The organism is Bradyrhizobium sp. GW821-FHT13H05, from assembly GCF_058804065.1.
In genome coordinates this window covers 397,369-419,818 of record NZ_JBXAPO010000006.1, presented here as the reverse complement: position 1 = coordinate 419,818, position 22,450 = coordinate 397,369, and the positions used below count along the sequence as shown (strand labels likewise).

The following is a 22,450-nucleotide window of genomic DNA, read 5'->3' as shown; positions in this document are numbered from 1 at the left end:
CAAATGCCAGAATGTCAAGCTGCCTATTTTTTGCGGCCTTCTAAGGTGCGCTGCAGCTTGACAAGTTGGCTTCTGGCATACCAAATGCCATCGCCAGCCATTTTTGATCCAAAGCGGCGGAGTAACGTTGGCTTTATGCCACTCCGTTCCGTCGCATGGAACAGAGCGCGGCGAATGGCAAGCATGACGGGCAGCCGCAACACGCGCGCTTTGCAAAGAACGAACCAGGTCAAGGGAGAAGCCACATGTCCAATTCCAAAGATGCCGTCCGCAAAGTGCTTGACCAGGTCAAGGCGGACAATCGCACCAGCCTGACGGCGCCGGAAGGCAAGCTGGTCTGCGACGCCTACGGCATTCCGGTGCCGAAGGAGGGCGTGGCGAAGTCGGCGGGCGAAGCCGGCAGGATGGCCGCCTCGATGGGCTTCCCGGTCGTGATGAAGATCGTCTCGCCGGACATTCTCCACAAGACCGAAGTCGGCGGCGTCATCGTCGGCCTCAAGACGGCAGAGGATGCCGAGAAGGCTTACGAGACCATTCTCGCTAACGCCAAGAAATATAAGTCGGATGCCAAGATCGAGGGCGTCCAGGTGCAGCAGATGCTGGCCGGCGGCACCGAAGTCATCGTCGGCTCGATCACCGACGGCTCGTTCGGCAAGCTGGTTGCCTTCGGCCTCGGCGGCGTGCTGGTCGAGGTGCTCAAGGACATCACCTTCCGTCTCGCGCCCGCGACCGAGGAAGACGCGCTCTCGATGCTCGACGGCATCCAGGCACACGAGATTCTCAAGGGCGTGCGCGGCGGCGAGGCGGTGAACCGCACGGCGCTGGCCGATGTCATCGTCAAGGTCTCGCAGCTCGTCACCGATTTCCCTGAAATCATCGAGCTCGACCTCAACCCTGTGTTTGCGACGGCGAAGGATGCGATTGCCGCCGACGTGCGCATCGTCGTCGACTTTGCCTATGTACCCAAGCCGAAGCCGCGCCCGACCGAAGAGATCGTTGCGGCGATGAGCCGTATCATGCAGCCGAAGGCGGTCGCCGTGGTCGGCGCCTCCGCCGAGGACGGCAAGATCGGTAACTCCGTGATGAAGAACCTCATCAACGGCGGCTACAAGGGCGACATCTATCCGATCCATCCGAAGGCCGCCGAGATCCTCGGCTACAAGGCCTACAAGAGCGTCAAGGACGTGCCGGGTGTGATCGACACCGCGGTGTTCGCGATCCCCGCGAAGTTCGTGGCTGCGGCGCTGACCGAATGCGGTGAGAAGAAAATCCCGGGTGCGGTGCTGATTCCGTCGGGCTTCGCGGAAGCCGGTGCGCCGGAGCTGCAGGCCGAGATCGTCGAGGTCGGCAGGAAGTACGACATCCGCCTGATGGGGCCGAACATCTACGGCTTCTACTATACGCCGGCCAATCTCTGCGCGACCTTCTGCACGGCCTATGACGTCAAGGGCCACGCGGCGCTGTCGTCGCAGTCGGGCGGCATCGGCATGGCCATCATCGGCTTCTCGCGCTCGGCGAAGATGGGCGTCTCCGCGATCGTCGGCCTCGGCAACAAGTCCGACATCGACGAGGACGATCTGCTCGCCTTCTTCGAGCAGGATCCGAACACGAACCTGATCGCGCAGCACTGCGAAGACCTCAAGGACGGCCGCGCTTTTGCGGAGGCGGCAAAGCGCGTCTCCAAGAAAAAGCCGGTGATCGTGCTCAAGGCCGGCCGCACCTCGGCCGGCGCCAAGGCGGCGTCGTCGCACACCGGCGCGCTCGCCGGCAACGACAAGATCTACGAGGACGTGCTGGCACAGTCGGGCGTGATCCGCGCCCGCAGCTTGCGGCAGCTGCTCGAATTCGCCCGCGGCGTGCCGGTGCTGCCGACGCCGAAGGGCGAGAACGTGCTGATCATCACCGGTGCCGGCGGCTCGGGCGTGCTGCTGTCGGACTCCTGCGTCGACAACGGCCTGTCGCTGATGTCGATGCCGCCGGACCTGGATGCGGCCTTCCGCAAGTTCATCCCGCCGTTCGGTGCTGCCGGAAATCCTGTGGATATCACCGGTGGCGAGCCCCCGATTACCTACGTCAACACGGTGAAGCTCGGCCTGTCGGACGAGCGCATCCACTCGCTGATCCTCGGCTACTGGCACACCATCGTCACGCCGCCGATGGTGTTCGCCCGCAACATGGTCGAGGTGAAGAAGGAGATGGAGGCCAAGGGCTTCGTGAAGCCGATCGTCGCCTCGCTTGCCGGAGACGTCGAGGTCGAGGAAGCCGCCGAATATCTCTACCAGAACGGCATCCCGGCCTACGCCTATTCGACCGAGCTGCCGGTCGAGGTGTTAGGTGCCAAGTACAAATGGGCGCGCGGGGCAGGGCTGCTCTGAGACTGTGTTCGCCTCTCCCCGCGTGCGGGGAGAGGCCGAATTCGATCGTAGATCGAATTCGGGTGAGGGGGAGCTTCCGCGAGTCCAACTGTCAGCGTCCTTGCGGAGGCTCCCCCTCACCCTGACCCTCTCCCCGCAAGCGGGGAGAGGGGAATAAGAACGAATGCAGGTCGCGATGAGCAAGAACGTGATCCGGCGCAAATCACTCGAGCCTCGGTCGCCATCGGAGGCCGAGCACGAGGCGCGTGACGGCGGCGTGCAGTCCGTCGATCGTGCGCTGTCGATCCTCGAGACATTGTCCGAGGACGACGAAGGCTATCGCCTCAGCGATCTCGCCGTGCGCACCGGCTTGTCGGCCTCGACCGTGCACCGCCTGCTGGCCACGCTGGAAAGCCGCCGCTTCGTGCAGTTCGACCGCGCCGAATCCAAATGGCATGTCGGCGTGCGCAGCTTCACGGTCGGCGCGAGCTTTGCGCGGCGGCGCAATTTCTCGACGCAGGCGATTCCGTACCTTCGCAAGCTGCGCGACCTCACCCGCGAGACCGCCAATCTCGCTGTGGTCGACGACGAATTCATCATCGTGCTCACCCGCATGGAGAGCCGCGAGATCATGCGCTCGCTGACCCAGGTCGGCGGCCGTGTCGCCATGGTGACGTCAGGCGTCGGCAAGGCGGTGCTCGCGACCTATTCGGACGACGACGTCGGCGCCGTCATCCGCCATCACGGCATGCCTCGCCTGACCGAGAAGTCGATCGTGCGTCCGGGCGACCTGTTCAAGGAGCTCGAAAAAATCCGCAAGCAGGGTTTTGCGCTGGACGATGAAGAGGCCTGCATGGGCCTGCGTTGTATTGCCGCAGTCGTCTATAACGACTGTGCCGAGCCGCTCGCTGCGATCTCCGTCTCCGGCATGACCAGCCGTTTGACCGACGACAGATTGCCGGAAATCGGCCAAATCGTGCGCGAAGTCGCCGGTGAGTTGACGGTCGCGCTCGGCGGCGTGATGCCGAAGTCGGGCTAGCAAGGAACCGGGCCTGTCGCTGGACAGCATCGGCCGTTTTGGCTGATATGCGACCAAACGACACGATGCGGCAAAACATCAACAACGTCCGCACGAGCCTGGAGAATGCCTTCATGTTTCGATTTCCCGCGCGCCTTGTCGGCGCAGCCGTCGCGCTGACCCTTGCGGCTGGCACGCCCGCAGTCTCGCAGCAGCTCGAGCTCAAGCTGATGGCGCCGGCGGCACCGGGCGGGGGCTGGGACCAGACCGCGCGCTCGATGCAGCAGGCGCTGGTCGCCTCCAGCGTCGCGCGCAGTGTGCAGGTGATCAACGTTCCCGGCGCAGGCGGCAGCGTCGGCATCGCGCAGTTCGTCAACGGTGCCAAGGGCGACGGCAACCAGCTGATGGTCAACGGCTTCGTCATGGTGGGCGCGCTCGCCATGAACAAATCGCCTGTGACGCTAGAGCAGGTGACGCCGATCGCGCGGCTCACCGAGGAAATCCAGGTGATCGTGGTGCCCGCGAATTCGCCGATCAAGACCGCGCAGGATCTGGCCGCCGCGGTGAAGGCCGATATCGCCAAGGTGACCTTCGCCGGCGGTTCGGCCGGCGGTGTCGACCATGTGATGGCGGCGCTGTTCGCCGGCGCCGTCGGTGCCGATGCCAAGAAGATCAACTACATCCCGTTCTCCGGCGGCGGCGAGTCGCTCGCCGCGATCCTCGGCGGCAAGGTCACCGCGGGCATTTCGGGGATGAGCGAATATGACGGGCAGATCAAGTCCGGCAAGCTGCGCGCGATCGGCGTGACCTCGGAGAAGCGCATCGCGGGCAGCGATATTCCGACCTTCAAAGAGCAGGGCATTGACCTCGTGATCGCCAACTGGCGTTCGGTGGTCGCGCCTCCCGGCATCACGCCGGAGCAGCGCAAGACCTTGAGCGATGCGGTCGAGAAGATGGTGAAGTCGGACGCCTGGAAGGAGATCCTCAAGCAGAAGGGCTGGGAGGACGCCTATCTCGGCGGCGACGCCTTTGCCGACTTCCTGAAGAAGGAAACGGTGCGTGTCACCGACGTGCTGAGGTCGGTCGGCCTGGTCAAGTCATGACTTCAGGCGATCCCGCCCGGCCGCCGCGGCGCGTCGATCGCGCCGGCATCGCCATCGCTGCATTGCTCGCAGGTCTTGCTGCGGTGCTGGTGTGGGACGCGCGCGGCCTGCAATCCACCACGATGTACGGGATGGGACCGGAGGCGATGCCGGTCGTGATCGCCACCGGCCTCGCGCTGCTCGCGATCGGCAATTTCATCGACGCGCTGCGCGGCAATCTGCCGGCGCGCGAGAGCGCCGATCCCGTGCCTGTGGTCTTGATCCTCGTCGGCCTTGCGCTGCTGATCGCCATCATCGGCTTTGGTGGGGGCTTCATCCTGGCGACGTCGGCGCTGTTCGTCACGACGTCGGCGGCGTTCGGGCGCCGCGCCATCCTCGTCGACAGCATCATCGCCCTCGTGATGTCCACCCTGATCTATCTCGCGTTCGACCGGCTGTTGACGCTGAGCCTTCCGACCGGTCCGCTGGAGCGACTGCTGTGATGGACACTTTTGCCGCGCTGGCGCATGGCATGGCGGTCGCCGTCCAGCCGATGAACCTGCTGTACGCGCTGATCGGCGTGTTCCTGGGCACGGCCGTCGGCGTGCTGCCCGGCATCGGCCCGGCGCTGACCGTCGCGCTGCTGCTGCCTGTCACCTACAAGCTCGACCCCGGCGGCTCGCTGATCATGTTCGCCGGCATCTATTATGGCGGCATGTATGGCGGCTCGACCACCGCGATCCTGATCAATACGCCTGGCGAGAGCGCCTCGATGGCGACGGCGCTCGAAGGCAACAAGATGGCCAAGGCTGGCCGCGGCGGGCCGGCGCTTGCGACCTCCGCGATCGGCTCCTTCGTTGCCGGCACCATCGCAACGATTGGCCTGGCTTTCCTTGCGCCTTGGCTGGTCGATTTCGCCGTGCGCTTTGGCCCTGAGGATTATTTTGCGCTGATGTGCGTCGCCTTCGTCACGGTGTCGGCGACCTTCGGCGATTCTCCCGTACGCGGCCTGACCAGCCTGTTCATCGGCCTGACGCTCGGCCTCGTCGGCATCGACAAGCTGACCGGCCAGGCGCGGCTTGCGTTCGGCGTCCCCGAGCTGCTTGACGGCGTCGAGGTGACGACGCTCGCGGTCGGGTTGTTTGCGGTGGGCGAGGCGCTCTACGTCGCATCGCGCCGCCACCACACCGAGGAGAAGCTCGAGCCGGTGCGCGGCTCGCTGTGGATGACGAAGGAAGACTGGAAGCGGTCGTGGAAGCCATGGCTGCGCGGCACCATGTTCGGTTTCCCGATCGGCGCGCTGCCCGCGGGCGGCGCGGAGATCCCGACCTTCCTGTCCTATTCCTGCGAGAAACGGCTGACAAAATATCCGGAAGAATTCGGCAAGGGCGCGATCGAAGGCGTCGCGGGACCGGAAGCTGCCAACAATGCGTCGGCCGCCGGCACGCTGGTGCCGCTGCTGACGCTGGGTTTGCCGACCTCGGCGACCGCCGCGATGATGCTGGCGGGTTTCCAGCAATATGGTCTCAACCCGGGACCGCTGCTGTTCGCCGAGCGGCCCGACCTCGTGTGGGGCCTGATCGCGAGCCTGTTCATCGCTAACTGCATGCTGCTGGTGCTCAACCTGCCGCTGGTCGGCCTGTGGGTGCGGCTGCTCGCGATCCCGCAGCCATGGCTCTATGCCGGCATCCTCGTGTTCGCGACCATGGGCACCATCGCCGCAAAGCCGTCGGTGGTCGAATTGTCGATGCTGGCCGGCTTCGGCGTGCTCGGTTTCCTGATGCGCCGGTTCGATTTTCCGATCGCGCCCGTCGTCGTCGGCCTGATCCTCGGACCGATCGCCGAGAGCCAGTTGCGCCGGGCGCTCGCGATCAGCCTCGGCGATCCCATGACGCTGCTGCAGAGCCCGATCTCGGCCACGCTGCTTGGCCTCGCGCTGGTTGCGCTGCTGGCCCCATTCGTGCTGAAGGGGATGGGACGCTTCAAGGCGAACGAGGACTAGCCCGTCCCGGCGCGCGTGCTGCGTCCATCTGGTCGAGGAAACGCCATGCCGTCGGAACTTCGCTCGCCCCGTCTCGCCGTCCTGATCGACGCCGACAATGCCTCCGCAAAGATCGCGGATGGACTGTTCGAGGAGATTGCCAAGATCGGCGAGGCCAGCGTCCGCCGTATCTACGGCGATTTCTCCAATGCGCGATCGAGGGGCTGGGCCGACATTCTGTCGAAACACGCCATCATCCCGCAGCAGCAGTTTGCCTATACGACGGGAAAGAATGCCTCCGACATCACCCTGGTGATCGACGCCATGGACCTGCTTCACAGCGGCCGGTTCGACGGTTTCTGCCTGGTGTCTTCAGACAGCGACTTTACCCGTCTGGCCGCCCGCATCCGGGAGCAGGGCGTCGATGTCTTCGGGTTCGGCGAGCAGAAGACGCCGGAAAGCTTCAGGCAGGCCTGCCGAAGGTTCGTCTACACCGAGAACCTGCTTGCCGGTACGGCGAGCAATCAGGATACCGCCTCGAAGTCGCCGCTACTTCAACCCCCCGACGCAGCCATCCCCATGATCAAGAAGGTCATCGCCCAGATGGAAAGCGAAGATGGATGGGTTTCTCTCGGGGAAGTCGGAAAAGGGCTGACCAACCTCGCCCCCGATTTCGATTCGAGAACCTACGGCTCCCGCAAGCTGAGCGACCTCGTGCGAAAGACGAATTCGTTCGAGATCGATGAATCGAGCCGCTCGATACGGATTCGGGTCAAGCCCGCTGCCGCGCCGCCGACGAGACGACGGAACCCGCGCAGACCTGCCAGGTCGGGAGCGGCAGGCGGCCCGGCGCCTAAGGCGTAAGCAGGCCCTGCCGTTATATTTGCGCTTGCCCGGTCTGGCGCAGGGCGTAACCATCGCGCGCCTGTAACGCCACGCGAGGGTTCCGATGACCAAACTTACCCGCTTCGCCGTCGCACCGCTGCATGCGATGACCCGGCGTCTGGCCGATGTCGCCTCCGCGCGCATTGCGCCGGATCTCGTCGTCACGGGTGCCCGGGTGCTTTCGACCTATTCGGAGCGCATCCTCGCGAACCGCGAGGTCTGGATCACGGGCGGCCGCGTCGCCGCGGTGAAGCCGGCCGGAACAGCCAAGAAGGCGTGGAGCGGCGTCACGACCTACGACGCGGCCGGCGGCATTATCGCGCCCGGGCTGGTCGATCCGCACATCCACATCGAATCCTCGATGGTCACGGCCTGCGCCTATGCCGAGGCGGCTCTCCTCAACGGCACCACAACGATCTTCTGCGACAGCCACGAGATCGGCAACGTCATGGACGTTGCCGGCGTCGAGGCGATGCTGGAGGACGCGCGCGAGGCGCCGCTGTCAATTTTCCTGACGGTGCCGAGCACCGTACCGGCGACGTCGGCCGAGCTGGAGACCGCTGGCGGCGATCTCACGCCGGACAAGATCGCCGGCCTGTTTGATCGCTGGCCCGAAGCGGTCGCGCTCGGTGAGAAGATGGACTTTGTGCCTGTCACGATGGGCGATGAGCGCAGCCACGCGATTCTCGCCGCGGCCTTGAAGCGCGGACGACCGGTGTCCGGCCACGTCTACGGCCGCGAATTCGTCGCGGCCTATGCGGCGTCCGGCGTCACCGACACCCATGAAGCGATCGACCGCGACATCGCCGACGATCTGCTCGACGCCGGCGTCTGGGTCTTTTTGCGCGGTGGTCCCCCGACCACACCCTGGCATTCGCTGCCGCAGGCGATCCGGACGGTCACCGAGCTCGGCGCCTCGCACAAGCGCACCGCCGTGTGCACCGACGACCGCGACGCCGATGATCTGCTGCTGTTCGGCCTCGACTGGGTGGTGCGCGAAGCGGTGAAGGCCGGGATGTCCCCGGAGCAGGCCTGGTCGATGGGCTCGCTGCATGGCGCGACGCGCTTCGGCATGGAGGGAGATATCGGCGGCCTCGGCGGCGGCCGCCGCGCCGATCTCGTGCTGATGGACGACAATCTCAAGCCGCAATCGACCTGGTATGGCGGCGAACTCGTGGTGGAGAACCGCAAGATCACGGCGCGTCTCGATCAGGCATTGTCGCAGCGCTATCAGTATCCGAAGGCAGCCTATGTCACCGTGAAGCTGCCGGAGAAGCTGAAGTTGACACCGGAGCTGCCGGCAACGGCCTGCACAGTCAATGCGATCAGGACCGCACTGCCCGGCATCACGCTGATCCACGAGAAGGTCAAGATCGAGGCGGCCAAGGATTGGCCGGAATTGTTCGCGCGCTACGGCCTGTGTTTCGTCACGGTGGTCGAGCGCCACGGTAAATCGGCCGGCAACGTCGCCTATGGCCTGCTCAAGGATTTTGGACTCAAGCGCGGCGCGGTCGCCTCCAGCGTCGGCCACGATAGTCACAACATCATCGTCGCCGGCACCAACGAGGCCGACATGCAGGTTGCAATCGCCGCCATCAAGGAAAAGCAGGGCGCCGTCTGCGTCGTCGCCGACGGCAAGGTGAGGGCGCTGGTGCCGCTGCCGATCGCCGGGCTCCTGTCCGACAAGCGCGTCACCGAGGTGGCCGAAGAGGTCAAGGTGCTGAAGAAGGAATGGGCGGAAGCCGGCTGCACCATCCCCTACATGGGCTTCAATCTGATTCCGCTATCGGTCATTCCGGAAATTCGCATCACCGACAAGGGCCTCGTGCTGGTCCCGCAGATGGAGCTTGCGCCGTTGTTCGAGTAGGAGCGTATGCTTAATCAAGAGGTCGTTGTACAACGAGACGAGGGCTCGTCCGAAAAATGATCACTTAATGCCATAGAGCGAAGCCTCGTCGACGACATTTGGCCGGATAGCCACCGCTGCCGAGATGTCGGCCTCACTGCCGGCCAGGTCTCCTTTTTGCCGTCTTGCGACCGCGCGCCCATATAATGATATGGCCTTTTTATCATCAATGCGGAGCGCGGCGCTGTAGTCCCCGATGGAGCTGTCGAGCGCGCCTTTTCTGAGATGAACAAAGCCCCGCGAATCAAGAAAAGAGGGCTCGTCGGGCCGTATCCTCAGAGCTTCGTTGCAGTCGGCCAGCGCATCGTCCAAGGCGCCGGAGAGGGCCCGGAAAAAGCAGCGGTTGTTCAATGCAAAGGCGTTGCGTGGTTCGAGTTTCAGCGCCTGCTCGAGGTCGTTCATGGCGCGGTTGAATTCTCGTTTGCCTTCGTAGGAACGTGCCCGTCTCAAGAAAGCGGTCGCATTGCCCGGATTAGGGTCAAGCTGAATTGCGCGGTCGTAATCCGCTTCGGCTCGATCGTGGTCTCCCTTCAGGTCAAAAATCTGTCCTCTGACGCTGTATGTGTTCGAGCACTGGGAATCCAGTTTGACCGACTGGTCGATATCTTGGATCGCCCGATCATATTCGCGCCTGTTCGCATAGACCGTTCCGCGAATGAGGTAGGCGCGAGCGTTGCCAGGAAACAGCTTGATCGCTTCGTTCAAATCCTCGATCGCGCGATCGTGGTCGAACATCTTGAGAAAGACCTCTGCACGGCCTAGAAAGGCCAGCGAAGAAGTAGGATCGATGGCGATCGAACGATTGAGGTCCTCCAGCGCCTTGTCAGCCTGACGGCTTCTCAAAAAAGCGTTTCCCCGACTGGCGTATAGTCGAGCACTATCTGGATCGAGTTCAATGGCCTGATTCAAGCGCTCAATGGCCTTCTCATATGCGCCGCTGAACATGAAGGGAGTTGCGGCCCTGTACAGGGCCGCGACCTCCCTGCCTTTGGGCGGTGGAGCCGCGAGCTTCCCAGAGGCCGCGGGCGGCGTATTGCTGCTGCAAGTCGAGACGACCCCCTGGGATTTCTGTTCCTGCGCACGGGCGCGGCTATCAATGCCGACCAGGATGATCAAATATGCAACCAAAGCAACAGACGCTCGCCGGAGCGAAGACATACTCAGCGTTCGCAAGCGCCACAGCAGCTTTCGATCCGGACACGAGCGGACCGTCGCACAACTTCCAAACCAACGCATTCGCAATTTCTTCAGTTCATTTCCCCTACAACTCTAGCATGTGCAGCTGGCGCGCAAGCTGGGTTGCTCGGATGTACAACGATATTTTTAAGGCGCCCCGCGTTTCCATTACGTGGCTGTGCCAAGTACATGACTTTTCGTGACTTTATCTAATCACTTCCACTCCGTGGAAAATAAAATCGATCTCGTTGAGATCGCATTCCGCACGCCTGATGATCTCGCTCGCTGACGCAGTTTGAGCGAGGTCCGATATGGCGAAGATGCGAGCTATCGATGCGGCCGTCCGTATCCTGGAGAAGGAAGGCATCTCCACCGCCTTCGGTGTTCCCGGGGCCGCGATCAATCCGCTTTACTCGGCGCTGAAGAAGCGCGGCTCGATCCGCCACATCCTTGCGCGCCACGTCGAGGGCGCCTCGCACATGGCGGAAGGCTATACGCGGGCGAAGGCGGGTAACATCGGCGTCTGCATCGGCACCTCGGGGCCGGCTGGCACCGACATGATCACCGGGCTTTACTCGGCGATCGCCGATTCCATTCCGATCCTCTGCATCACCGGCCAGGCGCCGCGGGCGCGGCTCTACAAGGAAGACTTTCAGGCCGTCGACATCGAGTCGATCGCAAAGCCCGTGACCAAATGGGCGGTGACGGTGCGCGAGCCTGCGCTGGTGCCGCGCGTATTCAGCCAGGCCTTTCACGTCATGCGTTCGGGCCGGCCGGGGCCGGTGCTGATCGACCTGCCGCTCGACGTGCAGCTCGCCGAGATCGAGTTCGACGATGAGACCTATGAGCCGCTGCCGGTCTACAAGCCCACCGCCACGCGAAAGCAGGTCGAGAAGGCGCTGGAGATGCTCAACGCCGCCGAGCGGCCGCTGATCGTGGCAGGCGGCGGCATCATCAACGCCGACGCCTCCGATCTGCTGGTCGAATTCGCCGAGATCGCCAACGTGCCCGTTGTGCCGACGCTCATGGGCTGGGGCGCGATCCCCGACGATCACGTGCTGATGGCCGGCATGGTCGGCCTTCAGACCAGTCACCGCTACGGCAATGCCACCATGCTGGAATCCGACTTCGTGCTCGGCATCGGCAATCGCTGGGCCAACCGGCACACCGGATCGGTCGAGACCTACACCAAGGGCCGCACCTTCGTGCATGTCGACATCGAGCCGACCCAGATCGGGCGGGTGTTCAATCCCGATCTCGGCATTGTCTCGGACGCCAAGACCGCGCTCGAACTCTTCGTCACCGTCGCCAGGGAGTGGCGCCGGTCAGGCAGGCTTCGCGAGCGCCAGGCGTGGCCCGCCGCCTGTCGCGATCGCAAGAAGACGATGCTGCGCAAGAGCCATTTCGACAACGTCCCGATCAAGCCGCAGCGCGTCTATGAGGAGATGAACAAGGCGTTCGGCCGCGACACCACTTACGTCACCGTGATCGGCCTGTCGCAGATCGCCGGCGCGCAGTTCCTCGGCGTCTACAAGCCGCGCAACTGGATCAATGCGGGGCAGGCGGGGCCGCTCGGCTGGACCCTGCCGGCAGCGCTCGGCGTGCGCGCGGCGTGTCCGGAGCGTGAGATCGTCGCGCTCTCGGGGGACTACGATTTCCAGTTCCTGATCGAGGAGCTCGCGGTCGGGGCGCAATTCAATCTGCCCTACATCCACGTCGTCGTGAACAATTCCTATCTCGGCCTGATCCGCCAGGCCCAGCGCGGTTTTGACATGGACTATCACGTCCAGCTCTCGTTCGAGAACATCAACGCGCCGGAGCTCGGCGGCTATGGCGTCGACCACGTCGCGGTGGCCGAAGGTCTCGGCTGCAAGGCGATCCGTGTCACCGATCCCAAGGATACGCAGACAGCGTTCGCGACCGCGCGCGAACTGATGGCCAAGCACCGCGTGCCCGTGGTGGTCGAGTTCATCCTCGAGCGCGTCACCAACATCGCGATGGGCACCGAGATCGACAACATCGTCGAGTTCGAGGAAGTGCTGGATCTGCCGCTCGACGAAGTCGGGACCAGGCGGCCCGGCGTGCTTCAGCCGGCGGAATAGGGGGACATCATGCCGAAATTCGCCGCCAACCTCACCATGCTCTTCAACGAGATGCCGTTCATCGACCGTTTTGCCGCGGCGAAGGCGGCGGGCTTTGCTGGGGTCGAATATCTCTTTCCCTATGATTTCGACAAGGCGCAGCTCCGCGAGCAGCTCGAATCCCACGGGCTGACGCAGGTGCTGCACAATCTCCCCGCCGGCAATTGGGCTGGCGGCGAGCGCGGCATCGCGATCCTGCCCGATCGCACCGCCGAATTCCGCGACGGCGTGTTCCGCGCCATCGACTATGCCAAGGCGCTCGATTGCGAGCAGCTCAACTGCCTCGTCGGGATCGCGCCTGTTGAGGCCGACCCGCGCGAGCTTCAGGAGACGCTGGTCGGGAATTTGCGTTTTGCGGCTTCGACGCTGGCGCGCGAAAACATCAAGCTGCTGGTCGAGCCGATCAACACGCTCGACATTCCCGGCTTCTACCTCAACGGCACCGAGCAGGCGGTGCAGCTGATCGCCGAGGTCAGGTCGAACAATCTGTTCATCCAGTACGACATCTATCACATGCAGATCATGGAGGGCGATCTCGCCCGCACCATGCAGGAATATCTGCCGCAGATTTCGCACATCCAGCTCGCCGACAATCCCGGCCGCAACGAGCCCGGCACCGGCGAGATCAACTATCCCTTCCTGTTCCGCCATCTCGACGCGATCGGCTATCGCGGCTGGATCGGCTGCGAATACAAGCCGCGCACCACGACGCTGGAAGGCCTGTCCTGGCACGCCGCGCAGACGTTTGAGACCTGAGAATGTAGCCGCAGCGGCGGTGCACTCCCTCTCCCGCTTGCGGGAGAGGGCTGGGGTGAGGGTGTCTCAACGACGGGAATCTCTGAGACGTGCCGAGAAAATCCCTAAGCGGAGAAAGCCCTCACCCGGCGCTTCGCGCCGACCTCTCCCGCAAGCGGGAGAGGTGCAGGGAGCCCGCGGATGAACTTCGCTTATGCAACTAGAGAAGGTTGAACCATGATCGACATCGGCTTCATCGGACTTGGCACCATGGGACGGCCGATGGCCGGCCATCTTCTGGCTGCGGGCCATCGCGTGCTCCTGCATGACGTCGCACCGGTCGCGCCTGAGCTGATCGCCGCCGGCGGCATCGCCTGCAAATCGGCCAAGGAGGTCGCGGAGGAGGCGGATGCGGTCATCATCATGGTGCCTGACACCCCTCATGTGGAAGCGGTGCTGTTCGGCAAGGACGGCGTTGCGAGCGGCATCTCCAAGGGCAAGATCGTTGTCGACATGAGCTCGATCTCACCGTTGGCGACGAAAGAGTTCGCAAAAAAGATCGAGGCGCTGGGGGCGGACTATCTCGACGCGCCGGTGTCAGGTGGGGAGGTCGGGGCGAAAGCTGCGAGCCTCACCATCATGGTCGGCGGGCCGGAGCGCGCCTTCGGCACCATGAAGCCGATCTTCGACAAGATGGGCAAGAACGTCACGCATGTCGGCGCCAATGGCGACGGCCAGACGACGAAGGTTGCCAACCAGATCATCGTCGCGCTGACGATCGAGGCGGTGAGCGAAGCGCTGCTGTTCGCGTCCAAGGCCGGAGCGAATCCCGCGCTGGTGCGCAAGGCGCTGATGGGCGGCTTTGCCTCGTCGCGGATTCTCGAAGTGCATGGCGAGCGCATGGTGAAACGCAATTTCGATCCCGGCTTCCGCATCGAGCTGCACCAGAAGGACCTCAACCTCGCGCTGGAAGGCGCGCGTGCGCTCGGACTGTCGCTGCCGAGCACGGCGGTGGCGCAGCAATTGTTCTCGTCATGCACCGCGCATGGCGGCAAGGGCTGGGATCACTCCGCGATGGTGCGCGCGCTGGAACTAATGGCGGGCCACGAGATCGCCGCCGGCTGAACTGTTACCGGGTAACACTCTCCGAAAGCGGTGCATTTTTCACCGCTGCGGAACTGGAACAATGCTCCGGTCCCGCGGTTGAAGGCGCATCAACAAACACTGGAGCGTGTGGACATGAAAACCCGTCTTGCGATTACGTTGGCTGCCGCCTCGCTGCTGGCGTCGAGTGCAGCCTTTGCCCAGTCGACGACCGAACAGGGCGCCAGGGACGGCGCGCGCGCGGGCGGCGACGTCGGCGGCCCGATCGGCGCGATGGTCGGCGGCACCGTCGGTGCGGCCGTCGGCGCCGGCCTCGAAATCCCGAATGCGATCCTGGGCGGCATCCCCCGCAGCGATTCTGTCGTCGTCGAGGAGCGCGTCGTGGTCGGCGAGCCGCTGCCCCCGACCGTGGTGCTGCGTCCCGTGCCGAACTACACCGAGTATCGCTATGCGGTCGTGAACGATCGCCGTGTAATCGTCGAGCCGCGTACGCGCCGCGTCGTCAAGATCATCGACTGATCGGCGCAAGCATCGGCTTAAGAGAAACGGGCCCTGCGGAGTATCACTCCGCGGGGCCTTCGCTCGTCAGGGGTGAAGTTGCGCGGAAGCGCGCCATGACCCAATCGACGGTGGCAGCGAGCGCAAAGCCGATGCACGCGGTGCCGGCATCGACCAGAAAGTCTTCCAGTCTCGCATGTCGTCCCGGCGCCCAGAATTGCATCAGCTCCAGCACGCCGATCAGGACCACCGCCATGGCGGCGACGGCCCAGCGACGGCTCCGATAGGCGAGGCCAAAAGCCAATCCAACCAGGATGAAGGCGAGCGCATGCTCGCCGTCCTGGCCGAGGTCGGAATGGGGCCGGAGGCCGGGCGGGCCGAGGGTCGCGAAAGTGACGGCGGCTGCAAGGAGCCAGGCAAAGAAACGGACCAAAATGGACATCCGCACCGCTTAGCACGGATTTGCAGAGCCTGTTGCGGGCTGCGGATCAGATCGCCGTGTAGTTAATGACCAAACGTTAAAGTGGCTCGCGTACGCCAAGGCCGTGCATGAAGCGCTCCCGGATCTGAACGGGATCGCGCCTTGTGGTGCCGACGCCCGGCTTGTCGTCGATGCGGACGGCGATCAGGCTCGGCTCGGAGGCGGACATCGCCTCGTCGACAAGTCGCTCGAAATCTTCCTCGTCCGCGGCCCAGGAGCTCCTGGCGAGACCCGAGCCGGTGGCGATGGCGACGATGTCGGCGACGCTGGCGGCCGGGGTCGGCTGCGCGCCGGTGATCTGGTAGATGCCGTTGTCCATCACGATCATGATGAGGTTCTTGGGCTTCAACATCGCAATCGTCGAGAGCGCGCCGAGCTGCATCAAGAGCGAGCCGTCGCCTTCGAGTGCGAACACGCGGCGGTCGGGCTGCGCCAGCGCCACGCCGAGCGCGATCGGGAAGGCGAGGCCCATGCTGCCCAGCATGTAGAAATTCTGTGGGCGGTGGCCGGCGGCCCAGAGATCGAAATTGGTGTTGCCGATGCCGCCGATCACCGCTTCCTCGTGCTTGAGCTTTGCGATCAGACGCGAGGTGACGTCGAAACGGTTCATGACCTTGGTATTGCGCGTGTTCATCGCAGGCCTCACTTGTCGAACGTCTTGCCGCCGGTGAGCAGCGGGTTGAGGATCAGCGCCACGGGGGCCTGCGTGGTGACGGCCTGCTTGATCGAGCGGTCGGCGATGAATTCGAGCTCGTCGAGCCTTGTGATGGTGTGGTGCTCCAGCGCCAGCGAATCCAGCACCGGGCGCATGGTGCGGCAGACCAGCGACTGGCCATAGTTGAACTCGCCGAGCGTGCCGCGCTCGGAGACGAACATGATCAGGGGGATCTGGTAGGGCACCGCGAGCGAGGCGAGCACGTTGGCGAGCGTGGCAAAGCCCGAAGTCTGCATCAGCACCGCAGCCCGGCGTCCCCCCATCCAGGCACCGGAGACGATGCCGACGGCCTCTTCCTCGCGGGCGGTGGCAAAGGTGGTGAAGAAGGGATCGGCGTGCAAATTCTTGATCAGCGGCGTCAGCACCCGGTCGGGCACGTAGGGGACCAGGCTGATCTCGTTCCGCTTCAGGGTTTGCAGGACAATACTATGCCAGCTTCTTTCGCCAGCCGCTTGTGTCGCCTGAGTCTGCTGCTCCGCAATCGCCATTGCGTTCTCCCTTGAGCCGCGCATGCTTCTTGGTCTTCGGCCGTCGCGGCGGTCTGCCGAACTTGACGGAGCGGGCGAGATTGTCAACATGTCCGGGCCGTCACCGTGATCTGCGCCAGACGGCCTGTCGTGGCCGGCATCGCCATGTCATAAGGTGGCGATAACGAAAAACGGGAGGAAGGCATGGACGGGCGCGCGTCGCGCTGACCTTGCGGGCCTCCCTTGAGAGAGCCGGAAGGGTTTTGATGTCCGTCAACAGCAAGCGCGTCTTCTACGTCAAATATCTGGCCAATCCGATCTATATCGACATCCTCAAGGCGCGGCCCGACGTCCGGCTCGACCGCATCGAGAACGAAAGCCCCGAAGACTTTTACGCGCCGATCCTGAGCGCCGCCCATGTCTACCAGATCGGTGCTGCCCGCGATGAACTGGCACCGCATTTCCATGTCGACGCCGCCCTCCTGAAGCGCACGCCGAACCTCCTGCTGGTGTCCAGCAACGGCGCGGGCTTCGACCCCGTCGATGTCGAGGCCTGCACGGATGCGGGTGTGCTGGTCGTCAACCAGTCCGGCGGCAACGCCCATTCCGTCGCCGAGCATGCGCTGGCGATGATGCTCACGCTGTCCAAGCGCATCATCCAGTCCGATCGCAAGCTCCGCAGGGAGTCCAACGTCAACCGCAACGAGCTCGTCGGCAACGAGATCGAACACAAGACCGTCGGCATTATCGGCCTCGGCAATGTCGGCCGCCGCATCGCCGCGCTGTGCAAAGGCCTGTTCGGCATGAAGGTGCTGGCCTACGATCCATACCTGACGGCCGAGGTGATGGCCGAGCGGGGCGGCGAGAAGGTCGAGCTCGACGAGCTCTTGCGCCGCGCCGATTTCGTCTCGATTTCCTGTCCGCTCGACAAGAAGAGCCGCAACATGATCAGCACGCGTGAGTTCGCGCTGATGCAGCCGCATGCGTACTTCATCACCACGGCGCGCGGTTTCATCCATGACGAGGATGCGTTGCTCCAAGCGTTGCGCGACAAGCGCATTGCCGGTGCCGGCCTCGACGTCTGGTCCAAGGAGCCGCCGCCTCCGGAGCATCCGCTGCTCCAGTTCGACAACGTGCTGGCCAGCCCACACACCGCAGGCGTGACCATTGAGGCGCGCCAGAACATGGGCCGCATCGCCGCCGAGCAGGTGCTGGCGACGCTCGACGGCAAGCGCCCGCCGCGCATCATCAATCCCGAGGTCTGGCCGCGCTACGTCGAGCGCTTCAAGCAGGCTTTTGGCGTCACGCCGGGGTAGGGGCGCGCGAGGTTCGATCGCGCTCCGATCGGTGGTTACGAGGATGAAAACAGAAAGCGGCGGATTTTACTGATGGCGTAAGTGAACGCGTATGACTTGTCCTGTAGATCAGGAGGCATGAGCATACTTTCAATTGCGACCTCTGGACTTTCTGCGGCGAGTTTGCGCGTGAGCGTGGCCGCGAGCAATATCGCCAACGTTAGCACGACCGGCCCGCTGCCAGCATCAGACGGATCGGGCACATCGGCTGGTGGGGGCATTGCTCCGACATTTCCCGCGGCCTATGTGCCGCTGCGAGTCGATCAGGTCTCCCAATCGAGCGGCTCGACGCCCGGCGGGACGGTCGCGACCGTGTCGACGGTGTCGCCGAGCTATACCGCGCAGTCCGACCCGAGCGCTCCCTTTGCAAACCAGAACGGCCTGGTCGCCGCGCCGAATGTCGATCTCGCCAACGAATTCGTTCAGCTGGCGACCGCAAAGTATAGCTTCATTGCCAATGCGAAGGTCATTCAGGCCTATTCCGAAACGACAGATTCACTGCTCGATATCACGACGTAAGGGGTGATATCGGACCTGTCCCGTCAGCCTTCGATCGTCCGCCTCCACCGGCGTGACGCCGACCCTAAGCCGCGTCCGAGACCCGAACTTCGACCTTGAGTCCGGCGGCGACGGCCATATTGACCAGAGTATCGATACCGAACAGTTCGATCTTTCCGCGCATCAGGTCGGAGACGCGAGGCTGGGTGACACCAAACAGCTTGGCGGCTTCCGACTGATTGAGCTTCATGCCGGCGATGTGATCTCGCAGCGCCAGCATCAATTCCGAGCGGAGCTTCATGTTTGCGGCCTCCGCCGGCGTATCTTCGATCGCGTCCCAAACACTGGTGAAGCGCTTCTTGGTCATCGATTCAATTCCTTCCGCAAATCTCCGTAGCGCAGTCGCGCGACGTCCAAATCCGCTTTGCTTGTCTTTTGGGTTTTCTTCTGAAAGCAGTGCAGTACGTAGACGGCACGTTCAAACTTCGCGACATAGAGGACCCTGAACGCTCCCGTTTCATCGCGAATTCGTATCTCCTGCACGCCCTGGCCGATGCTGCTCATCGGCTTCCAATCGTCGGGCTGACGCCCGCGTTGAACCTGATCGAGTTGAAAACCAGCTTGGCGCCGCGCCGTACCAGGAAATTGGCGAAGATCGTCCAGTGCGGTGCCTCGGAACTCGATCGGCTTCATAACTTAATTATACAATATTTTGTATAGATCGCAATCCCGCTCTCGGAGGGAGTTGCCCTTGATCCGCGTCAAAATCCCCCTCCCGCATTCCGGCTAAATGGGATTAGAGTGCTGCCGGGCAGCAGGAGGTCCCATGTCAACTTATGTCGTCAGGTTCATGAAGGACGTGCTCGGGGAGTACGGCCGGCAGTGCGAAGTTTGTCAGGGTACGCTCGAGATCGACGCCACCGACGAGAACGAAGCCACGGAGCGGGCGAAGGCAAAATTCTGCAAGGACCAGGCGTTGCATCACTGGTCGCTGCATGCCGACCGCATCCAGGTCAGACCGTCTGACTTTTCGTCGTAAGGTCTACCGACCCGGCGCCGCGACAGGCGGTGGCGTGGTGACGCCCGCGCCGAGTGAGCGTTGCACCATGACGGTGTCCGACCAGCGGCCGTGGCGATAGGCAACGCCGCAGAGCAGGCCGGCGCGCGCGAAGCCGAATTTTTCGTGCAGCGCCAGCGAAGGCGCATTGTCGGCGTCGATATAGCCGATCAGCTGGCGGAAGCCCGCCGCAGCACAGGCATCGATCATCTCTCCGAGCAGCAGCCGTCCGACGCCGCGACCGAGATGCTCGTGATGGACGTAGATCGAGTGCTTGGCCGTGTAGCGATAGGCCGGGCGCTTGCGAAACAGCACCGCATAGGCATAGCCGACGACCTCGCCGCGATAGGTTGCGACCAGATGCGGCAGGCGGGTCTGCTTCAGATTCTTGCGGCGGTCGCGCAGATCGTCCGGCTCAGGCGCGCCGGTTCCCTCGACATCGCGCGAGACGCCATTGCGGACGTGATGGCGGTAGATCGACAGCATCGCCTCGACATCGCTCTCGCGTGAGGGGCGGATCAGGACAGGTTCGTCGTCCGGGCGCGCATTCGCAGTCTCGTTCATCGGCACCTACTCGGCAACGACGTAGGTATAGAGCCCGATGCGGCCTTGTGCATCAATCTCCTTGTAGATGCCCTGGATCTCCACTTCGAAACCCGGAAATGTGTTGAAGCAGGTTTCGAACATTTTCAGATAATCCACCATGGGCTTGGCCCGTTCCGTCAACCGTTCACCGGGCACGATGGTGGCGATCCCGGGCGGATAGACGACGAAGGGCGTGGTGGCGATGCGGCCGGCGATTGCCTCGATCGGCAGATAGTCGACATCGTTCTTGAACAGATAGCGCGCGGCATCGCGGGGCGACATCGCAATCTCGGGCATGTGCTCGGGCATGAATTGCCGGGCCTGGAGCGCGCTGACGTCGGCGGCGCGAAAGAAACGGTGCATCTCGCCGCAGAGATCGCGCAGCCGCACGCCAGCATAGCGCGCCTGCCGCCGCTGGTAGAATTCCGGGATCGCGTCCGCCAGCAGCGCATTGTCGTCGTGCAGCCTCTTGAACGCGACGAGGCCGGAGATCAGCGTGCCGGCCTTGCTCGCTTCGACGCCGGGGGTGAGCAGGAAGAGCAGGGAGTTGAGGTCGTTCTTCTCGGGCACGATGCGGTTTTCGCGCAGATATTGCGCGACCACGGGCGCGGGGATGCCGTGCTCGGCATAGGCGCCGGTGGCGCGGTCGAAGCCGGGCGTGAGCAGCGTCAGCTTGTTCGGGTCGGTCATGGCAAAGCCCTCCGTAAGATCGGGAAAGCCATGCCAGTTGGTATCGGGAGAGAGCTGCCACAAGGCGGGATTGGTGGCGAGCTCGTCGGTCGAGAGCGTTTCCCAGGCAACCTTGTGCGAGGCGCCGGGGCGGCTGACGTCGGGAATGGCAACGCGATCGGGCACGAAGGGCTCGAAGAACCAGCGGCGATCCGGGTTCTGCTCCTTCTCCTCGAATTCCCGGCGCATCGCCCGGATCTTCTTGCGCAGCTCGATGCCGAGGCGGATCGTGTCGTCCCACAGCACTTCTCCGGAGCGGCCCTTCATCATCTGCGCGCCGACATCGAGCGAGGCGAACAGCGGGTAGAAGGGTGATGTGGACGCGTGCTGCATAAAACTTTCGTTGAAGCGGCGGTGCTCGACGCGCCGCTTCTGCCCGCGGATGTGGCGGTCCCTGATGTGGATCTGCGAGGCCTGCGAGAAGCTCGCGAGCTGCTTGTGGGTGGACTGCGTCGCGATGATGCCCGGTGCTTCCGGCGGAAGATTTGACAGGCCCATGGCAAAGCGGCCGGCATAGAGCGGGTGGAATTTCATGAAGCCGGCCCAGGCCTCGTCGAACAGGATGTATTCGCAGAGATGACCGATGCGCTTCAAAATCATCTCGGCATTGTGAATCGTGCCGTCATAGGTGCATTGCTCGACCACGGCGACGCGGAACGGCCGCTCCTTGCGCCAGGCGTCCTTGTCCGCGACCAGCGGATGGTTGCGGATCGCTTCGCGCAGCGCCTTTTCGTCGAGCACGTCCCAGCGCATCGGGCCGATCAGGCCCCACGCGTTGCGGATGGTCGGCACGTAGATCGGGATGCCGCCATTGATCATCAGCGCGCCGTGATGGGCGGCCTTGTGGTTGTTGCGGTCGAATAGTACGAGGTCGCCGTCGGTGACGAGCGCGCCGAGCGCGACCTTGTTCGAGGTCGAAGTACCGTTGAGCACGAAATAGGTCTTTTCCGCGCCAAAGATCGCGGCGGCTTCCTTCTGCGCCTTCAGCGCCGGGCCCTCATGGGTGAGGAGGTCGCCGAGATCGAGCACGGAATTGTCGAGGTCGTCGCGAAACACGGATTCGCCGAGATGCTCGACGAAGACCCGGCCGATCGGGCTGCGGTTGTAGAACACGCCGCCATTGTGGCCCGGACAGGTCCAGAGCTGGTTGCCTTCCTCGGCATAGTCGACCAGCGCGCCGAAGAACGGGGTCTTCAGCGTCTCGGCATATTGCTTGAGCCGGCTGATCAGATTCTTGGCGATGAAGGTCGGCGTCTCCTCGGACAGGAAGACATAGCCGTCGATGAAGTCAAGCACCTCGACCGGCAAATCCTCGAAGCGCTTGCGCCGGATCAGCAGGATGATCGGGAAGTCCAGGCCGCGGCGCCGCATCAGATTGATCAGCGCCGAGGTCTTGCCTTCCAGCCCCTTCTTGCCCCAGTCCACCACCATGCAGCCGATCGCGGCGTCGGTCTGCACCGCCATCTCGGCGTCCTCCAGCTTGCGGGCCCGGACCACTTCGAAGCCGGAGCGCTGGATCTCCTCGATGATCTGGTTGAAGCGGACGCCCTCGAGGTCGTCGGCGTCGAACACGGGGGCGGCGAACAGGAAGTTGAAGCGCTTGAAATAGTCCATTGTCTGTCCCGAATGTGCGAGACGCACAGCTCTCGGCACATTCGATGACAATTGGATGACAGCGGTTCG

General features: G+C 63.6%; 21 protein-coding genes and 2 pseudogenes. 14 read left to right on the top strand and 9 right to left on the bottom strand.

Translation table 11 applies throughout. The annotated features are described in order from the left end of the window. Window positions 1–245: 245 nt before the first annotated feature. The 7 genes from AC1RR3_RS21500 to AC1RR3_RS21470 all read left to right on the top strand — a co-directional run bounded on the left by AC1RR3_RS21500 (window position 246) and on the right by AC1RR3_RS21470 (window position 9,187). Window positions 246–2,375 (top strand): acetate--CoA ligase family protein, encoded by a 2,130-nt coding sequence (locus AC1RR3_RS21500; protein WP_492825126.1) that lies wholly within the window; start codon window positions 246–248, stop codon window positions 2,373–2,375. A 175-nt stretch (window positions 2,376–2,550) separates the two neighbouring features. Further along, window positions 2,551–3,393, top strand: a complete 843-nt coding sequence (locus tag AC1RR3_RS21495; protein ID WP_492825161.1) for an IclR family transcriptional regulator — start codon at window positions 2,551–2,553, stop codon at window positions 3,391–3,393. A 113-nt stretch (window positions 3,394–3,506) separates the two neighbouring features. Continuing rightward, window positions 3,507–4,475, top strand: a complete 969-nt coding sequence (locus AC1RR3_RS21490; RefSeq protein WP_492825125.1) for a Bug family tripartite tricarboxylate transporter substrate binding protein — start codon at window positions 3,507–3,509, stop codon at window positions 4,473–4,475. After that, window positions 4,472–4,957 carry a tripartite tricarboxylate transporter TctB family protein gene (locus AC1RR3_RS21485; protein WP_492825124.1) on the top strand — a complete coding sequence of 162 codons (486 nt, stop codon included), beginning with the start codon at window positions 4,472–4,474 and terminating at the stop codon, window positions 4,955–4,957. The genes AC1RR3_RS21490 and AC1RR3_RS21485 overlap by 4 nt, the downstream gene beginning before the upstream one ends. Continuing rightward, entirely contained in the window at window positions 4,957–6,456 is a 1,500-nt protein-coding gene (locus AC1RR3_RS21480) for a tripartite tricarboxylate transporter permease (RefSeq protein ID WP_492825123.1), read from the top strand. Before AC1RR3_RS21485 ends, AC1RR3_RS21480 begins: the two co-directional genes overlap by 1 nt. 45 nt (window positions 6,457–6,501) lie before the next feature. Next, entirely contained in the window at window positions 6,502–7,299 is a 798-nt protein-coding gene (locus AC1RR3_RS21475) for an NYN domain-containing protein (protein WP_492825122.1), read from the top strand. Between the two features lie 85 nt (window positions 7,300–7,384). Next, window positions 7,385–9,187 carry an adenine deaminase C-terminal domain-containing protein gene (locus tag AC1RR3_RS21470; protein ID WP_492825121.1) on the top strand — a complete coding sequence of 601 codons (1,803 nt, stop codon included), beginning with the start codon at window positions 7,385–7,387 and terminating at the stop codon, window positions 9,185–9,187. A gap of 60 nt (window positions 9,188–9,247) precedes the next feature. Here the strand turns inward: AC1RR3_RS21470 and AC1RR3_RS21465 are convergent. Both AC1RR3_RS21465 and AC1RR3_RS21460 read right to left on the bottom strand, forming a co-directional pair. Then, window positions 9,248–9,853 (bottom strand): annotated as a pseudogene (locus AC1RR3_RS21465) (tetratricopeptide repeat protein); the annotation flags it as partial. Between the two features lie 9 nt (window positions 9,854–9,862). Further along, a pseudogene (locus AC1RR3_RS21460) lies at window positions 9,863–10,171 on the bottom strand (tetratricopeptide repeat protein); the annotation flags it as partial. A 542-nt stretch (window positions 10,172–10,713) separates the two neighbouring features. Between AC1RR3_RS21460 and gcl the strand changes: the two are divergent. The 4 genes from gcl to AC1RR3_RS21440 all read left to right on the top strand — a co-directional run bounded on the left by gcl (window position 10,714) and on the right by AC1RR3_RS21440 (window position 14,901). Beyond that, window positions 10,714–12,504, top strand: a complete 1,791-nt coding sequence (gcl, locus tag AC1RR3_RS21455) for a glyoxylate carboligase (protein ID WP_492825120.1) — start codon at window positions 10,714–10,716, stop codon at window positions 12,502–12,504. A gap of 9 nt (window positions 12,505–12,513) precedes the next feature. Further along, window positions 12,514–13,299, top strand: coding sequence for a hydroxypyruvate isomerase (gene hyi / locus AC1RR3_RS21450; RefSeq protein WP_492825119.1), 786 nt, complete (start codon window positions 12,514–12,516; stop codon window positions 13,297–13,299). A 216-nt stretch (window positions 13,300–13,515) separates the two neighbouring features. Further along, complete coding sequence (locus AC1RR3_RS21445) at window positions 13,516–14,403, top strand: 2-hydroxy-3-oxopropionate reductase (RefSeq protein WP_492825118.1); 888 nt, start codon at window positions 13,516–13,518, stop codon at window positions 14,401–14,403. Window positions 14,404–14,517: 114 nt separating this feature from the next. After that, window positions 14,518–14,901 carry a DUF1236 domain-containing protein gene (locus AC1RR3_RS21440; RefSeq protein ID WP_008141154.1) on the top strand — a complete coding sequence of 128 codons (384 nt, stop codon included), beginning with the start codon at window positions 14,518–14,520 and terminating at the stop codon, window positions 14,899–14,901. Window positions 14,902–14,944: 43 nt separating this feature from the next. Here AC1RR3_RS21440 and AC1RR3_RS21435 read toward each other — a convergent pair whose 3' ends face one another. From AC1RR3_RS21435 to AC1RR3_RS21425, 3 genes are all read right to left on the bottom strand, one after another. Then, a complete protein-coding gene (locus AC1RR3_RS21435; protein WP_492825117.1) occupies window positions 14,945–15,322 on the bottom strand; it encodes a VanZ family protein in 378 nt (125 codons plus the stop codon). A gap of 76 nt (window positions 15,323–15,398) precedes the next feature. After that, window positions 15,399–15,995 (bottom strand): thiamine pyrophosphate-dependent enzyme, encoded by a 597-nt coding sequence (locus AC1RR3_RS21430; protein ID WP_492825116.1) that lies wholly within the window; start codon window positions 15,993–15,995, stop codon window positions 15,399–15,401. Window positions 15,996–16,003: 8 nt separating this feature from the next. Then, window positions 16,004–16,564 (bottom strand): thiamine pyrophosphate-binding protein, encoded by a 561-nt coding sequence (locus AC1RR3_RS21425; RefSeq protein WP_492825115.1) that lies wholly within the window; start codon window positions 16,562–16,564, stop codon window positions 16,004–16,006. A gap of 245 nt (window positions 16,565–16,809) precedes the next feature. On the opposite strand from AC1RR3_RS21425, the gene AC1RR3_RS21420 reads away from it, so the two are divergent. After that, window positions 16,810–17,859 (top strand): hydroxyacid dehydrogenase, encoded by a 1,050-nt coding sequence (locus AC1RR3_RS21420; RefSeq protein WP_492825114.1) that lies wholly within the window; start codon window positions 16,810–16,812, stop codon window positions 17,857–17,859. 117 nt (window positions 17,860–17,976) lie between these two features. Further along, complete coding sequence (locus AC1RR3_RS21415) at window positions 17,977–18,417, top strand: flagellar basal body rod protein FlgC (protein WP_492825160.1); 441 nt, start codon at window positions 17,977–17,979, stop codon at window positions 18,415–18,417. A 64-nt stretch (window positions 18,418–18,481) separates the two neighbouring features. Here the strand turns inward: AC1RR3_RS21415 and AC1RR3_RS21410 are convergent, their stop codons facing one another. Continuing rightward, window positions 18,482–18,763: a helix-turn-helix domain-containing protein gene (locus AC1RR3_RS21410; protein WP_492825113.1), complete on the bottom strand. Its 282-nt coding sequence runs from the start codon at window positions 18,761–18,763 to the stop codon at window positions 18,482–18,484. Then, window positions 18,760–19,089 carry a type II toxin-antitoxin system RelE/ParE family toxin gene (locus AC1RR3_RS21405; protein ID WP_492825112.1) on the bottom strand — a complete coding sequence of 110 codons (330 nt, stop codon included), beginning with the start codon at window positions 19,087–19,089 and terminating at the stop codon, window positions 18,760–18,762. The genes AC1RR3_RS21410 and AC1RR3_RS21405 overlap by 4 nt, the downstream gene beginning before the upstream one ends. A gap of 133 nt (window positions 19,090–19,222) precedes the next feature. On the opposite strand from AC1RR3_RS21405, the gene AC1RR3_RS21400 reads away from it, so the two are divergent. Then, on the top strand, window positions 19,223–19,435 hold the full coding sequence (locus tag AC1RR3_RS21400) for a hypothetical protein (RefSeq protein WP_492825111.1): 213 nt from the start codon (window positions 19,223–19,225) through the stop codon (window positions 19,433–19,435). A gap of 3 nt (window positions 19,436–19,438) precedes the next feature. On the opposite strand, the gene AC1RR3_RS21395 is transcribed toward AC1RR3_RS21400, so the two are convergent. Then, complete coding sequence (locus AC1RR3_RS21395) at window positions 19,439–20,017, bottom strand: GNAT family N-acetyltransferase (RefSeq protein ID WP_492825110.1); 579 nt, start codon at window positions 20,015–20,017, stop codon at window positions 19,439–19,441. 6 nt (window positions 20,018–20,023) lie between these two features. Further along, window positions 20,024–22,381, bottom strand: coding sequence for an Orn/Lys/Arg family decarboxylase (locus AC1RR3_RS21390; RefSeq protein ID WP_492825109.1), 2,358 nt, complete (start codon window positions 22,379–22,381; stop codon window positions 20,024–20,026). Window positions 22,382–22,450 lie beyond the last annotated feature (69 nt).

Excerpts from the sequence above, each read along its gene's own strand:
- AC1RR3_RS21500 (WP_492825126.1), top strand. The coding sequence starts at position 246 with ATGTCCAATTCCAAAGATGCCGTCCGCAAAGTGCTTGACCAGGTCAAG.
- AC1RR3_RS21495 (WP_492825161.1), top strand. The coding sequence starts at position 2,551 with ATGAGCAAGAACGTGATCCGGCGCAAATCACTCGAGCCTCGGTCGCCA.
- AC1RR3_RS21490 (WP_492825125.1), top strand. The coding sequence starts at position 3,507 with ATGTTTCGATTTCCCGCGCGCCTTGTCGGCGCAGCCGTCGCGCTGACC.
- AC1RR3_RS21485 (WP_492825124.1), top strand. The coding sequence starts at position 4,472 with ATGACTTCAGGCGATCCCGCCCGGCCGCCGCGGCGCGTCGATCGCGCC.
- AC1RR3_RS21480 (WP_492825123.1), top strand. The coding sequence starts at position 4,957 with ATGGACACTTTTGCCGCGCTGGCGCATGGCATGGCGGTCGCCGTCCAG.
- AC1RR3_RS21475 (WP_492825122.1), top strand. The coding sequence starts at position 6,502 with ATGCCGTCGGAACTTCGCTCGCCCCGTCTCGCCGTCCTGATCGACGCC.
- AC1RR3_RS21470 (WP_492825121.1), top strand. The coding sequence starts at position 7,385 with ATGACCAAACTTACCCGCTTCGCCGTCGCACCGCTGCATGCGATGACC.
- gcl (WP_492825120.1), top strand. The coding sequence starts at position 10,714 with ATGGCGAAGATGCGAGCTATCGATGCGGCCGTCCGTATCCTGGAGAAG.
- hyi (WP_492825119.1), top strand. The coding sequence starts at position 12,514 with ATGCCGAAATTCGCCGCCAACCTCACCATGCTCTTCAACGAGATGCCG.
- AC1RR3_RS21445 (WP_492825118.1), top strand. The coding sequence starts at position 13,516 with ATGATCGACATCGGCTTCATCGGACTTGGCACCATGGGACGGCCGATG.
- AC1RR3_RS21440 (WP_008141154.1), top strand. The coding sequence starts at position 14,518 with ATGAAAACCCGTCTTGCGATTACGTTGGCTGCCGCCTCGCTGCTGGCG.
- AC1RR3_RS21435 (WP_492825117.1), bottom strand. The coding sequence starts at position 15,322 with ATGTCCATTTTGGTCCGTTTCTTTGCCTGGCTCCTTGCAGCCGCCGTC.
- AC1RR3_RS21430 (WP_492825116.1), bottom strand. The coding sequence starts at position 15,995 with ATGAACACGCGCAATACCAAGGTCATGAACCGTTTCGACGTCACCTCG.
- AC1RR3_RS21425 (WP_492825115.1), bottom strand. The coding sequence starts at position 16,564 with ATGGCGATTGCGGAGCAGCAGACTCAGGCGACACAAGCGGCTGGCGAA.
- AC1RR3_RS21420 (WP_492825114.1), top strand. The coding sequence starts at position 16,810 with ATGTCCGTCAACAGCAAGCGCGTCTTCTACGTCAAATATCTGGCCAAT.
- AC1RR3_RS21415 (WP_492825160.1), top strand. The coding sequence starts at position 17,977 with ATGAGCATACTTTCAATTGCGACCTCTGGACTTTCTGCGGCGAGTTTG.
- AC1RR3_RS21410 (WP_492825113.1), bottom strand. The coding sequence starts at position 18,763 with ATGACCAAGAAGCGCTTCACCAGTGTTTGGGACGCGATCGAAGATACG.
- AC1RR3_RS21405 (WP_492825112.1), bottom strand. The coding sequence starts at position 19,089 with ATGAAGCCGATCGAGTTCCGAGGCACCGCACTGGACGATCTTCGCCAA.
- AC1RR3_RS21400 (WP_492825111.1), top strand. The coding sequence starts at position 19,223 with ATGTCAACTTATGTCGTCAGGTTCATGAAGGACGTGCTCGGGGAGTAC.
- AC1RR3_RS21395 (WP_492825110.1), bottom strand. The coding sequence starts at position 20,017 with ATGAACGAGACTGCGAATGCGCGCCCGGACGACGAACCTGTCCTGATC.
- AC1RR3_RS21390 (WP_492825109.1), bottom strand. The coding sequence starts at position 22,381 with ATGGACTATTTCAAGCGCTTCAACTTCCTGTTCGCCGCCCCCGTGTTC.